The sequence below is a fragment of the Streptomyces sp. NPDC051322 genome (assembly GCF_040689485.1).
Lineage (GTDB): Bacteria > Actinomycetota > Actinomycetes > Streptomycetales > Streptomycetaceae > Streptomyces.
Genome location: NZ_JBFBAK010000005.1, coordinates 167,730 through 181,121, shown reverse-complemented (window position 1 = coordinate 181,121; position 13,392 = coordinate 167,730). Strand labels below are relative to the sequence as shown.

The window sequence follows — 13,392 nt, the reverse complement described above, 5'->3', positions numbered from 1 at the left end:
GGTCGTTTTCCGTTCCCTGAACGTCAAGCCGCTGTCCCTGTCCGCGTTGGATGCCGTCCCTAAGGTCCGTGGAGGTTCGAAGGGAGGGACCCATGGACGCACTCCACGCAATCCGGGCTCGCGGAATCACCAAGTGTTTCGGCGACGTCATCGCGCTCGACGGCATCGATCTGGACGTGACGCAGGGGCAGATCCACGGCCTGGTCGGACCGAACGGCGCCGGCAAGACGACGCTGCTCGGCCTCCTGCTGGGACTCGCCGTCGCCGACAGCGGAGACCTGGAGATCCTGGGTACGCCGGTCGGGCGGGCGCTCGCCGTTCCCGACGGTGTCGCCGGCTTCGTGGACGGGCCCGGTCTCTACCCGTCGCTCACCGCCAGGCAGAACCTCGCCGCGCTGGCCGCCCTCCGCGGCCACGACGAGCGGACCGCGGAGATCGACGAGGTGCTCGACGAGGTCGGACTCACCGATGTCGCCGACGACCGGGCCCGCGGCTTCTCCCTGGGCATGCGTCAGCGGCTCGGACTCGCCGCCGCGCTGCTCACCAAGCCCCGGCTGCTGGTGCTCGACGAGCCGTCCAACGGCCTCGACCCGGCCGGCAAGAAACACATACACGGTGTCCTCACCCGGCTCGCGACGGAGGGAACCAGCGTCGTGCTGTCGAGCCACCGCATGGACGACCTCGAGGCGCTGTGCTCCGAGGTCACCATCCTTGCCACCGGGCGGGTCGTGTTCTCCGGCCCGCTGGGCAAGTTGGCCGCCGAGGACCGTGAACTCGACTACCGGCTGCTCACGTCCGATCCCCCGGCCGCCCGCCGGCTCGCCGTGGGCACGGCCGGGGTCCGGGTCGCCGGGGGCGACGAGGTGCTCGTCGTGCACGCGCCGGTGCCCGCCCTCGACGAACTGGTGGTGCGGCTCGTGCACGCGGGCATCGCCCTGCGCGAGTTGGCGCCGGTGGTGTCGCCGCTGGAGGCCGCGTTCCTCGCCCTCACCGAGCAGCAGGAGGCCTCCCGGTGACCGCGCCGACGCCCACGCCCGCACCCGTCCCCGCACCCCCGTCCGCCGCGCCGATGCCGTCCCGCCCGGCCGCCGGAGGCGACCGGGTCGCCGGCGACCGCCGGGTACCGGTGCCGCGCGCCTACCGCTTCGAGCTGGTCAAGCTGGTCTCGCAGTGGCGGATCCGCTTGCTGGTCCTCGCGTGCTGGATCGCGCCGGCGCTCTTCGTCGCCGCGGTGAGCCGGCAGAGTTCGCTCCCCTCCGACACCCTCTTCGGCCGCTGGATGCACGCCACCGGGTGGGCCGGGCCGCTGGTGGTGCTCGGCTTCGCGGGCACCTGGGCGCTTCCGCTGCTGACCTCGGTGGTCGCCGGGGACGTGTTCGCCTCCGAGGACCGACTCGGCACCTGGCGCCACCTGCTCGTGGCGGTCCGGTCGCCTCGACGGATCTTCGCGGCGAAGGCACTGGCCAGCGTCACCGTCATCCTGCTGCTCGTGGCCGGGCTGGCCTGTTCCGGCGCGATCGGTGGGCTGGCGGCAGTCGGCAACCAGCCGCTGGTCGGCCTCGACGGGCACCTGCTGACGCCGGGGGACGCCGAAGTCAGGGTCCTGCTCGCCTGGGTCTGCGTCCTCGCCCCGACCCTGGCCCTCGCCGCGATCGGGCTGCTCGGGTCCGTCGTGCTGGGGCGGTCCCCGATGGGACTGCTGCTGCCCGCGCTCGTCGCGCTCGTCATGCAGCTCGCCCAGATGCTGCCGCTGCCCGTCGCCGTACGCCTCGCCCTGCCCGGCTACGCCCTGATCGCCTGGAACGGTCTGTTCACCGGCCCGGTACAACTCGGCCCACTCCTGATCGGCATCGCGGTCAGCCTGGTGTGGGCGGTGACGGCGACCGGGCTGGCGTACCTGCTCTTCGTGCGGCGCGACTTCACCAACCCGACCGACGAGGGCTCCGGGCGCCGCGCGATCACCACCGGACTCCTGCCGCTCGTCGGGCTGGTCGCCGTGACGGTCGGGGTCGTCGCCGCGACGACCACGGCCACCGGCTCGGGGATCGAGCAGCAGAAGGTGCAGCGCTCGGTCGCCACGGCATTCGCCCACCTCTATCGCCTGCAGACCGAGCAGCTCAACCGCCCCGCCGTCACCGAGGCGCAGCTGAAGGCCACGGCGGCTTGCACCAAGGGCGACGTCTCGGACGGCGCCAAGGGGCCGGGCAACGACTGGCACTGCGTCGTGACCTGGCATCTCCCCGGCGTCGATGTCACGGGGACGGCCATCTACCAACTCGACCTCACCTCTGACGGGCGGTTCGTCGCCGACGGTGACGGGCCGAAGGAAGTGAACGGCTACTTCCTGGTACGGACCCCGACCGGGGACGCACCGAACCCGCTCTGGCAGTTCGACGGGAACGTCGAACTGCTGTCCACCTCCCCGAAGGGATAGCTCCATGCAGGTAGCACGCCGCAGACGTGCCGAGAAGGGCGCGTCCGGCCTTCTCCCCCAGCGCATCGGCCGGATACCTCTGGTGACGGCGGGAATCACCGCCCTCGCCGTCACCGCCGCCGGCACCGCTTTCGCCGAGACGGACACCTTCGGCTTCCAGAAGGTCGGCCAGTCCACCGCCAAGGGCCAGGTCATCTCCAGCGACCAGCGCATCGCCCCGTACGGCGACCACATGGTCGTCAACAACGGCAAGATCATGTCGTCGTCGGTCAGCCCGGACGGCACCCACCTCGCGGCCTCGGTCACCGACGGCGGGGTCGCGATGGACGTCATCGACCTGAAGAGCTGGAAGGTTCAGCAGGTTGTCGGCAAGTCCGCATCGGCCGACCTGCGCATCAGCGGCAACGATGTGGGCCAGGAGGGCCCCACGTACTCGCCCGACGGCAAGCAGCTGTGGCTGGGCCGGACCGACGGCTTCACCAAGTTCACGGTGAACGCGGACGGCACCCTCGCCGACCCGGTGAACGTCACGATCCCGGCTGACGGGGCCAAGCACGCGCTGGTGGGCGAGCCGGTGTTCTCGGCCGACGGCTCCACCGTGTACGTCGCCGTCAACGGCCAGAACCGGGTGGTCGCCCTCGACGCGGCGACCGGCGCCATCCAGCAGAGCTGGGCCGTGGGCAACGCCCCGCGCGGCATGGTCCAGGTGGGCAACAAGCTCTACGTCAGCAACGAGGGCGGACGTCCGGCGAAGGCCGGCGACACCACGATCAACTCCTACGACACCCAGGTGCCGGCCGACCCGAAGACCGGTGCCACCACCACCGGTACGGTCAGCATCATCGACCTGGCGAACCCGGCTGCCACTCCCGCGAGCATCAACGTCGGTCTGCACCCGACCGCCGTGTACGCCAAGAAGGGGGCGGTGTTCGTCACCAACACCGCCACCAACGACGTGTCGGTCATCGACACGGCTGAGGACAAGGTCGTCCAGACCATCGCCACCCGGCCGTGGCCGGAGGCGTCGGTGGGCTACGAGCCCGACGCGGTCACCCTCACCGACGACGGTCGCCTGCTGGTGACCCTCGGCCGCGCCGACGCGGTCGCCGTCTACCGGTACACCTCCCCGCAGGAGCCGGTCAGCTATGTCGGCCTGCTGCCGACGGACTACTTCCCCTCGGAGATCGCCACCGTCGGCAACCAGGTCGTGGTCTCCAACACCCGTGGTGTCGACGCCCTCCGCCCCACCACCAGCGCCGGGCACGGCACCCACGACACGACGTCGAGCGTGCAGCACTTCACGCTGCCGAGCGACAAGGTCATCAAGTCCGAGACCCGCAAGGTCTTCCAGCAGAACGGCTGGACCAACGGCTCGGTCAAGCTCGCCATGAACCACGGACACAAGAAGCCGGTGCCGGTCCCGGCACGGATCGGCGACCCCTCGACGATCAAGCACGTCTTCCTGATCGTCAAGGAGAACCGGACCTACGACCAGGTCCTCGGGGACATGCCGCAAGGCAACGGCGACCCGTCGCTGACGCAGTTCGGCGAGAACGTGACGCCGAACCAGCACGCACTGGCTTCGCAGTTCGGGCTGTACGACAACACCTACGACATCGGCACGAACTCCGCCGAGGGCCACAACTGGCTGATGCAGGCCGACAACCCGGAGTACACCGAGTCCTCGGCCGGTCAGTACCTGCGCAGCTACGACACCGAGAACGACGCGCTCGGCCACCAGAAGTCCGGCTTCATCTGGTCCGGTGCGCAGGCGGCGGGCAAGTCCGTCAAGGATTACGGCGAGTTCCAGTCGATCGAGAGCAAGCCGTCCGGCGCGTCCTGGCAGAACCTGTACTGCGACAGCAAGAACATGCAGGCAACCGGGCAGAACACCGCATATCCCATTAAGACAGGTTCGGCCATCCCGTCGCTCAACGACGTGTCGGTGCCCGGCTTCCCGATGTTCGACACCAGCGTTCCGGACATCTACAAGGAGCAGATCTGGAAGAAGGACTTCGAGAAGAACGGTCCTGCGAACCTGAACATGTTCTGGCTGTCCAACGACCACACCGGTGGTCCGGTGAACGCGGCCTCGCAGGTCGCGGACAACGACCTCGCGGTCGGCCGGATGGTTGACGAGATCACACACAGCAAGTACTGGAAGGACTCAGCGATCTTCATCGCCGAGGACGACTCCCAGGCCGGCCTCGACCACGTCGACGGCCACCGTGCCCCGATCCAGATCATCAGCCCCTACGCCCAGCACGGCGTCGTGGACGACCACTACTACTCGCAGATCACGATGGTCCGCACCATCGAGCAGATCCTCGGGATCAAGCCGATGAACCAGAAGGACAGTGCGGCCAGCCCGATGACCGGGGCGTTCACCCGGACCCCGGACTACACGCCGTTCACCGCGCTGCCCAACCGGACCTCGCTGACCCTCGGCCTGAGCGGCAGCACCCAGCCCTCCTGCGGCGCGGACGTCCCGGCCGCGCAGGACGCCAAGGCGGCGCCCGCGCCGACGACCACCACGGTGCCGACGTCCGAGCAGGCCGTCGCGGCGAAGTGGAAGACGTGGAAGTCGCACCAGAAGCTGACCGGGCCCGGTGCCGTGCCGGACTACGCGAACCCCGAGCAGATGAACCGCTTCACGTGGTACGAGACGCACAACTTCAAGACGCCCTACCCCGGCGAGAGCAAGATCTTCGCGCCGGATGACGTGCCTGGCGCCTACATTCCGTCCTCGGAGAACGACGGCTGACGTCGGCCGGTCACGTCAACGGGCCCCTGGCCGGCGTCCCGCCGGCCAGGGGCTCCCGTCGGTCACGGGCAGTGCGCCCCCGCCGTCAACCCGCCTTCGCCTGGGCCGAGATCCCGCCGTCGACGGGCATCGCGGTGCCCGTGACGAAGGAGGCGCGGTCGCTGCACAGCCAGACCGCGGCCTCCGCGATCTCGTGCGGCGCGGCCATCCGCTTCTGGATCTGCGGAGCGATGAACGCCTGCTCCAGCGCCGGTACCTGGAGTACCGCCCGGTCGATCATCTCGCTGCGGGTGGTGCCGACGACGAGCGCGTTGATACGGATGCCCTGTTCCCCGTACTCGGCCGCGGCCGCCCGGGTGATGCCGAGGACCGCGTGCTTGGCCGCGACGTACGGCACGGAGGCCCCGGTGGCGTAACGACCCGCCGTACTCCTGGTGTTGACGATGGACCCGCCGGTACGCGAGGCCAGCATCACCGGCAGCTGGTTCTTCATGCAGTTCCACACCCCCCGCACGTTGATGTCCATCGTGCGGTCGTACACCTCGTCGTCCGTCTCGTGCAGGGCGGTTTCGATGGTGGCGTATCCCGCGTTGTTGAAGGCACAGTCGAGGCCCCCGAACCGATCCACGGCCGCCTCGACCGTGCGCCGGACGTCACCGGAGTCGGTGACGTCGCCGGGGACGGCCAGTGCGCGGCCACCCGCGGCGGTGACCTCCTCCGCCAGCGTCTTGAGCCGGTCGGCACGGCGCGCCATGATGACGACCGCCGCGCCCTCCTGCGCGAAGAGCCTGGCGGCGGCCGCGCCGATCCCGCTGGACGCCCCGCTGATCATCGCGACTCGGCCCGTCAGCATGCCCTCGCGATGTCCTCGCGTGTTCTCCCGTTCGGTCATGGCCCGAGCATATGTCGCGGCGTCAACAACCTTTGTGGCGCCAGCTGTTGGTCCTCATTGCGGCCGCCCGCCGAACTGCCAGTCGTGGACATCGATGTCGGCGTACCGGTCCGGGGTCAGGACGGCGCGTGCCGCGTCCGGGTCCGGCGCCCGGACCAGCACCGCGGTACCGAGCCAGCTGGTGCCGTCGTCGGACAGCAGCGGCCCGTACGCGATCAGGTCGTCCCGGCAGGACGGCACGGCGAGGTCGGCGGTCCGCCCTGCGCCGAGACCGAGCACCAGGTACCGGTTTCCGCCACTGCGGCCACCGGGAAAGTCCCACATGGTGCGCCCCAGCACGTTGCGCCACCGGCGCAGCAGGACGTCCCGGTACACGCCGGCCTGGTAGTTGGGCTCGTCGAAGGCGAAGGCCCGGGCAGCGGCGGTATCCGGCAGGTCGACGATGTGCAGGCTGCCGGTGGGCGTATCGCCGCTATCGGCGAAGGTCGGGCCCCGGGCGATCATCTCCTTCGCATACTGGTCCATGTAGGACCAATGCTTCTCCGACAGCTCGTCGCGCAGCGCTACGGAGCCGGGCCGGTCGCGGTGGTAGCAGAGGAACTCCATGCCTACAGGGTCGCTTACCGGAGGCCGCCGTCGTAATCGCGGTGCGCGGGACCACGGAGCCGGGATAGGGTCGTGGGCATGCACCTCTACCAGATCTACGGCTGACACGGACGGGGCAACGCCCCGCGTCCGTCCGCATACCCATGTGCGCTCCCACGCGCACCGGTCTGTCATGCCCTTTTCGCCGTAGACCTGAAACGAGTGATCCTCCATGACCCGTCGCCGTTCCCACATCGCGATGGTCGGCATCCCGATCGTCAGCCACGTCCTGCCCAGCCTTGAGATCATCCGCGAGCTGGTGGCCCGCGGCCATCGGGTGAGCTACGCCAACGACCCGGCGGTGGCCGACCTGATCACCGACGCCGGCGCCGAATTCGTCCCGTGCACCTCGGTGCTCCCGGTCGCCGACAACAACTGGCCCGACGACGCCATCGCCGCGATGAGCCTGTTCCTGGACGACGCCGTCCAGGTGCTCCCCCAGTTGCACGCCGTGTACGACGACGATCCGGCGGATCTCTACCTGTACGACATCGGCGCCTACGCGGGGCGAGCTCTCGCCGAGACGCAGCACCGGCCCCTCATGCTGCTGTCGCCGACGTTCGTGGGCTGGGAGGGCTACGGTCAGGACGTCGCAGCACACCTGTGGCAACTGCCGGGCGCCGACGCCTACCGGGCGCGGTTCGCGCAGTGGCTCGCCGACTGCGGGGCGTCCACCACCGACATGGACGCCTTCGCCGACCGACCCGCACAGGCGCTGGCCCTGATCCCCCGAGCGATGCAACCGCACGCCGACCAGGTCGACACCGACACCGTGACATTCGTCGGCCCCTGTCTCGGCGCGCGGGCGGAGGAGGGTGGCTGGACGCGTCCGGCCGATGCGGAGAAGGTGCTGCTGGTCTCGCTGGGCTCGGCGTACACACGCCGGCCGGAGTTCTACCGCCAGTGCCTGGCGGCCTACGGAAACCTGCCCGGCTGGCACGTCGTACTCCAGATCGGCAGGGACACCGACCCGCGGGAGCTCGGCACCATCCCGCCCAACGTGGAAGTGCGTTCCTGGGTGCCTCAACTGGCGATTCTGGAACAGGCCGACGCCTTCGTCACCCACGCCGGAATGGGCGGTAGCGGCGAAGGGCTGTTCACCGGCGTCCCGATGATCGTCGTACCGCAGGCCGCCGACCAGTTCATGAATGCCGACCAGTTGGTGGATCTGGGCGTGGCCCGCCGTATCGACACAGCGGAAGCCACCGCCGACACCCTGCGGACGGCCCTGATCGACCTCGTCGCCGACCCGGAGGTCGCCCGCCGCTCGGCGCGGCTCCGTGCCGACGTGCGAGCCGAGGGCGGCAGCATGCGAGCCGCCGACCTCGTCGAGAAGATGCTGGACTGATCCCTGACCGCTGACCGCTGATCGCGGCCGAACCGGGGTGGGGTGGTGAAGCGGCGGCCCGCTTCACCACCCCGCCCGAGCCCGGCGATGACCCGCCGGGCCGACCTGAGACCCTGGAACCCTGCCGCACGCCCCGGCCGAGCGGTGCTCCGTCAGCCGAACTGGCCCGGCTGGTAGTCCCCGGCCGGCTGCTGGACGATGACGTTCAGCCGGTTGAAGGAGTTGATGAGGGCGATCGTGCATACCAGGGCGGCGAGTTGGTCCTCGTCGTAGTGCTTGGCGGCATTCGCCCAGACCTCCTCCGGGACCCCGCCGGCCGCGTCGGCCAGGCGGGTGCCCTGCTCCGCCAGCTCCAGGGCGGCGCGCTCGGCGTCGGTGAAGACCGTGGCCTCCCGCCAGGCCGCGACCAGGTTGAGGCGTACTGCGGTCTCCCCGGCGTGCGCGGCGTCCTTGGTGTGCATGTCGATGCAGCCGGCGCAGCCGTTGATCTGGCTGGCGCGGAGCTTCACCAGTTCCTGTGTCGCGAACGGCAGCGTCGAGTCGGCCAGCACTTTGCCCGCCGAGACGAGGTGCTTGCCGAACTTGGCCGCGGTCTGGCTGCCGAAAAGGTTCAAGCGGGCTTCCATGGTGAGCTCCTCTGTCGTCGCTGGTGCTGTTGGTGTTGGTTACACACCTTTGACGGGACAGCTCGGCGAGATATGACACGCCTCCCATGTGACGTGCGTCTCATACTGGGGGGCGTCCCGGGTGCCGTGCGGGCCCGCCCGTCACGCTCCCGAGCAGCCGGTAGTACTGAGGGGCGTGCACGCGTACTCCGCCTCGGGCGGCAGCGGGCAGGTTCGCTGAGCTGTGGCGCGAGGTGCTCAGGGCGTAGAGGAGAGCGTGCTTCCCGTCCTTGCTCACCAGCAGGTGCGCCGCGCTGATGCCTGCGGGCGACTCGTCCCGCAGCCTCTCGGCGACGGCGTGTGCCCAGTTCCCGGCCTCCTTCGCGTGGTACCTGCGTCGGGCCGGCTTACGTCGGGCAGCGGCTGAGGGGAGGTCATCACAGTTCCATTCGGACTCGTCGTGCGCTCAGCGTGCAACCTCAGGCGCGGTTGAGGTCAATCGCGGGGTGAGCTCCACCGTCGTGGGGCGGGCGAAATCGGTCGCAGCGGAGGCCGGCCGTTGCTAGCTTGCGGCCGTGGATCTCTTCTCGCGCTGTTGGACAGCGTTGCGCACGGTGATCGCCGATCTCCCGGACAGGGACTTCGCACAGCCGTCCGGCTGCACCGGCTGGCTCGTGCGGGACCTGGTGTGCCACCTGATCACCGATGCTCAGGACGTCTTGATCACCCTCGTCACCCCGGCCGAGGACAAGCCGACGCGGAACGCGGTGACCTACTGGGACATCGTCGATCCCCCGACCGGCGACGACCCGCTCGACGCGTTGACCGTCCGCCTGGCCGCCGCGTACGAAGAGCCGCGGCTACTCAGGTACCACCTCGACGACGTCGGTGCGGCGGCCGGTCGCGCCGCCGAACTCGCGGACCCGGCGGGCCGGGTCAGTACCCGCGATGAGGTGCTCACCGCGGGCGACTATCTCTCCGCGTACGTCCTGGAGTGGACGCTGCACCACCTCGACCTGACCGCACACCTCCCGGATGCGGGGGAACCGCCCGCCGAGGGGCTCGCCCGGTCACGCGAACTGCTGGAGGAGATCGCCGGTGCGGCGTTCCCCTCGTCGTTCTCCGACAAGGACGCGCTGCTGATCGGCACCGGACGGCGCGGACCGGCAGAAGCGGAGAAGGCCGAACTGGGTGCGTTGGCCGCGCGACTCCCGCTCGTCCTCGGCTGATGGGCCGCTCTCCCCTTCGAGCGGCGGCAACCTCGCTCATCGGCGGCTGAGTCGGGAACCCGGTGCTAACGTCCGCTGCGGATCACCGACATGAGCAGCCCGTGGGTCTCCGCGTCGGCGGCCGCGACGAGCCCGCGGCCGGCCGGCCCGATCGGGGCGCCGTCGATGCCGGTCACCACGCAGCCCGCCGCCCGGCACAGCGCGATGCCGGCAGCGAAGTGCACGCTCCCGGACAGGTCACCGCCATCGGTGACGTACGCGGCGCGTTTGCCGGCCGCGACCCAGGTCAACGCCAGCGTCGTGGAGACCACCCGCGGTCGGAACCGCTCGGTGAACCCGGGGTGGGCCAGCAGGTCCACGGCCCGGAACCCGGGCGCGCCCGGGAACGGCGGGTCCAGGTTGACGTCCACCAACCGGGTCTCGGGGGTGGGTGCCGGCCGGGTGTCGACCCCGTTCTGCCGCACCCGGGCGCTCTCGCCGTCGGTGAAGAAGATCTCACCGCTGAACGGGTCGGCCACCGCCGCCGCCCCGCCGCGCAGTGCCACGTTGACGGCCACCAGCATGTTGCCGACGGCGTAGTTCAGCGTGCCGCACAGCGGATCCACCAACCACTGGCGCCCCGAGTCGGCCGCACCCTGCTGCCCGCCCTCCTCGCCGAGCACCGCATCACCCGGCCGAGCAGCACGGATGACGTCGAGGATCGCCTTCTCGGCCGCCACATCGGCGGCGGTGGCGAAGTCCCCGGCGCCCTTGTCGATGCGGGCCAGCCGCTGTCCGTACATGTCGCGCACCACGTCCGCGCCGGCCTGCGCCGCGGCTATCGCGACGTCGGCATCATCAGTACTCGCAGGTGAGTTGATCACGCCGTGCAGGATATCGGGGCGGCCTGCCCGCCCCGCACCCTTGTGCCGCCCCGGCCGCGCGGGCGGCGAGAATGTGCGCACAGCAGATCGGACCGTTGCCAGGAGAGGCGCGATGAGCGGTAGCAACACCCCGGAACGGACCGGACCGCTGAGGCGGGTGATGCGGGGGCGGGACCCCGGCGAGGAGCACCGGGCGTCGACGCCGTTGGAGTTGCTGTTCGACCTGACGTTCGTGGTCGCGGTCTCGCAGGCGGCGGCTCAGTTCCACCACGCCCTGGCCGAGGGCCACCTCGCCTCCGGGCTGCTGGGGTACGCCTCGGTGTTCTTCGCGATCTGGTGGGCGTGGATGAACTTCACGTGGTTCGCCTCCGCCTACGACACCGACGACGTGCCCTACCGGCTGCTGACGCTGCTGCAGATGGGCGGCGTCCTCGTCCTGGCTGCCGGGGTGCCCGCCGCGTTCGACGGCGACTTCGCCCTCGTGGTGGTCGGTTACGTCATCATGCGGCTCGCGATGATCACTCAATGGCTCCGCGCGTCCGTCGAGCACCCCGAGGGCCGCAGGGCCGCGCTACGGTACGCCGTGGGCATCGCCGTGGCGCAGGCCGGGTGGGTCGCCCGGCTCTGGGCCACGGGCGTGTGGGCACCGGTCACCTTCGTGGTCATGGTGGCGGTGGAGCTCGCCGTGCCGGCCTGGGCCGAATACCGCGGCAACGCCACCAGTTGGCATCCCGGCCATATCGCCGAACGCTACGGGCTGTTCACGATCATCGTGCTCGGCGAGATCATCCTCGCCACCCTCTCGGCCGTCCAGTCGGCCGTGACCGACCACGGTCTGTCCGCCACCATCCTGCTGATCGCCCTGGGCGGCCTGCTGCTGGTCTTCACCCTGTGGTGGATCTATTTCACCGGCAGCGAAGCCGGCCTGACCAGCCTGCGCACCGCCCTGACGTGGGGGTACGGCCACTACGTCGTCTTCGGCGCGCTGGCCGCGCTCGGCGCCGGCCTGGAGGCGGCCCTGGACGCCACCGAACACCACGCGCACCTGTCCGGCCAGGCCGCCGGCCTGGCGGTGGCCGTTCCGGTGGCGATCGTGCTGCTGCTGTTGGGCGTACTGCACCGGATGACCGGCACCGGCGCCGTGGGACACGGTCTGCTGGTGGCGGGCGGCGCGCTCGTCGTACTGGCCCTGGGATTCAGCCCGCCGGTACTGGGCCTGGGCGGAGCCGTGCTGGGCATGGGCCTGGCCTGCGCCGCGACCCTGGCCGTCAACGTGACCGTCGTGCGGCGCCGTACGAGCGGCCGCATGAAGCGGCCTGCCACTCGCGCGGCCCGCAGTACGTGATCGCGCCGCCGTCGCGCGGACGTCCCGGCTCGGCTCGTCCCGCGCCGCTCAGGCGGACTCGAGGATCGGGCGGATCTCGAGCGCCCCGCCGAACGTCTGCACGGCTCGGCGGCCCGGGTCAGCCGGGCTGCCCCTCCACGATGCGCCGCCGCCCGCGCAGCGGGCTTTGTTCGGGCGCACGGACGGCGAGACCGCGCCGGCCGTGAATGACGATTCAATTGAAGGGTCAAGAGCCGGATTTCTTCCTTTTGCGCGGTTCCCGTCCTTGGGTTTAGCTGAGACGGAAGGGAACCCACCCCGACAGAATGGGACGGCTCATGTACTCCACTGAACCGCTGACGGACACCAGCCTCGACACGGATGTCGAGGCGGCACTCAACCCGTGTGAGATCGAAGGCACCTTCCGGGACTCCCGTGAGTGCGCTGAGCTCGCGCTTCTCTCCGGGAGCACGTCGCTTCTGCTCTCGCCGCCGACTCCGCGCCCCAAGAAGTCGTAAGCAGTAACGCGGATGGACCAGTCAAGCGCTTCCTCCCGCATTGCGGGCGCGGTGCACGACCTGGCATCCGAGGTGGTCTTCGCTCTGCAGAGCGAAGACCACCTCTCCGCCGTGTGCGGCGCCGCCGGAATCGGGGAGGACGACAGAACGGGAATCGCCGCCGTCAGGGTGATCGGAGCGGACCTGCTGCTGCCGAGCATTCTGTACGGGCGGGACCCGCACCCCGGTGATGTGGCCGTACTGCAGCGTGCGGTCATCGAATTCCCGCCCCGTACCGGCGCCCCCGCGGCGTCCGCCTGGAGCCACTGGGCCATGGAGTCGACGCTGCGGCAACTGGCCCGTGCGGAAGCGGCGGAAACGGCGGAAGGCCTCCGGCAGGCGGGGCAGTTCAGCGCTACCGGAGCGGAGCCCGAGTCCGGGTGGCTGGAACAGGCCCCCTGGCAGGCGCTCACCCATCAGCTCTCGGTACTGGCGCCGCTCGCCGTGCCCGCCGCCGCCTCGGCGGTCAACCGGGCGGCGAACCGCAGGCCGGTCGATGTGGCGCGCGGTTTCGTCCGCGCCGTACGGCGCCGCGACTGGCTGCAGGCGGCCGGGGCCGGCCGGTGGCTGGCCACGCTCGACGGAGTGCCGGACACCCTCGGTCTGGACGCCGGCCTGGACTTCGTCCAGCTGATGGGCGGTCAGGACGCCCGGGTGACCCTGCATCTGCGTGCGGCCAGGCTGATCCGGTCGGGATCGCTGCGGTGACGGCGGGCGAAGCCCCGGGAACG

12 protein-coding genes are annotated in these 13,392 nt (G+C 70.4%); 8 read left to right on the top strand and 4 right to left on the bottom strand.

All coding sequences use genetic code 11. From position 1 onward, the window contains the following. Positions 1-92: 92 nt before the first annotated feature. From AB0436_RS14155 to AB0436_RS14145, 3 genes are read left to right on the top strand one after another with little or no spacing between them, the layout of a single operon-like run. The gene (locus AB0436_RS14155) at positions 93-1,016 is read left to right on the top strand and encodes an ABC transporter ATP-binding protein (protein WP_366468112.1); all 924 of its coding nucleotides are present in this window, start codon (positions 93-95) and stop codon (positions 1,014-1,016) included. Positions 1,017-1,069: 53 nt separating this feature from the next. Next, the gene (locus tag AB0436_RS14150; RefSeq protein ID WP_366468314.1) at positions 1,070-2,434 is read left to right on the top strand and encodes an ABC transporter permease; all 1,365 of its coding nucleotides are present in this window, start codon (positions 1,070-1,072) and stop codon (positions 2,432-2,434) included. 4 nt (positions 2,435-2,438) lie between these two features. After that, positions 2,439-5,198 (top strand): bifunctional YncE family protein/alkaline phosphatase family protein, encoded by a 2,760-nt coding sequence (locus tag AB0436_RS14145; protein ID WP_366468111.1) that lies wholly within the window; start codon positions 2,439-2,441, stop codon positions 5,196-5,198. An 85-nt stretch (positions 5,199-5,283) separates the two neighbouring features. On the opposite strand, the gene AB0436_RS14140 is transcribed toward AB0436_RS14145, so the two are convergent. Together AB0436_RS14140 and AB0436_RS14135 are read right to left on the bottom strand one after the other, a co-directional pair. Then, a complete protein-coding gene (locus tag AB0436_RS14140) occupies positions 5,284-6,090 on the bottom strand; it encodes a glucose 1-dehydrogenase (RefSeq protein WP_366468110.1) in 807 nt (268 codons plus the stop codon). Between the two features lie 54 nt (positions 6,091-6,144). Continuing rightward, the gene (locus AB0436_RS14135) at positions 6,145-6,696 is read right to left on the bottom strand and encodes a YciI family protein (protein ID WP_366468109.1); all 552 of its coding nucleotides are present in this window, start codon (positions 6,694-6,696) and stop codon (positions 6,145-6,147) included. A gap of 211 nt (positions 6,697-6,907) precedes the next feature. Between AB0436_RS14135 and AB0436_RS14130 the strand changes: the two genes are divergently transcribed. After that, positions 6,908-8,083 (top strand): macrolide family glycosyltransferase, encoded by a 1,176-nt coding sequence (locus AB0436_RS14130; protein WP_366468108.1) that lies wholly within the window; start codon positions 6,908-6,910, stop codon positions 8,081-8,083. A 152-nt stretch (positions 8,084-8,235) separates the two neighbouring features. On the opposite strand, the gene AB0436_RS14125 is transcribed toward AB0436_RS14130, so the two are convergent. After that, positions 8,236-8,709 (bottom strand): carboxymuconolactone decarboxylase family protein, encoded by a 474-nt coding sequence (locus AB0436_RS14125; protein ID WP_366468107.1) that lies wholly within the window; start codon positions 8,707-8,709, stop codon positions 8,236-8,238. Positions 8,710-9,263: 554 nt separating this feature from the next. Here AB0436_RS14125 and AB0436_RS14120 point away from each other — a divergent pair. Beyond that, a complete protein-coding gene (locus AB0436_RS14120) occupies positions 9,264-9,917 on the top strand; it encodes a maleylpyruvate isomerase N-terminal domain-containing protein (protein WP_366468106.1) in 654 nt (217 codons plus the stop codon). A 65-nt stretch (positions 9,918-9,982) separates the two neighbouring features. Here AB0436_RS14120 and AB0436_RS14115 read toward each other — a convergent pair whose 3' ends face one another. After that, positions 9,983-10,780, bottom strand: coding sequence for an inositol monophosphatase family protein (locus AB0436_RS14115; protein WP_366468105.1), 798 nt, complete (start codon positions 10,778-10,780; stop codon positions 9,983-9,985). Positions 10,781-10,892: 112 nt separating this feature from the next. Between AB0436_RS14115 and AB0436_RS14110 the strand changes: the two genes are divergently transcribed. The 3 genes from AB0436_RS14110 to AB0436_RS14100 all read left to right on the top strand — a co-directional run bounded on the left by AB0436_RS14110 (position 10,893) and on the right by AB0436_RS14100 (position 13,369). Then, complete coding sequence (locus AB0436_RS14110; RefSeq protein WP_366468104.1) at positions 10,893-12,125, top strand: low temperature requirement protein A; 1,233 nt, start codon at positions 10,893-10,895, stop codon at positions 12,123-12,125. A 317-nt stretch (positions 12,126-12,442) separates the two neighbouring features. Next, positions 12,443-12,622 (top strand): hypothetical protein, encoded by a 180-nt coding sequence (locus AB0436_RS14105; protein ID WP_365850694.1) that lies wholly within the window; start codon positions 12,443-12,445, stop codon positions 12,620-12,622. A gap of 12 nt (positions 12,623-12,634) precedes the next feature. After that, positions 12,635-13,369, top strand: coding sequence for a hypothetical protein (locus tag AB0436_RS14100; RefSeq protein ID WP_366468103.1), 735 nt, complete (start codon positions 12,635-12,637; stop codon positions 13,367-13,369). Positions 13,370-13,392 lie beyond the last annotated feature (23 nt).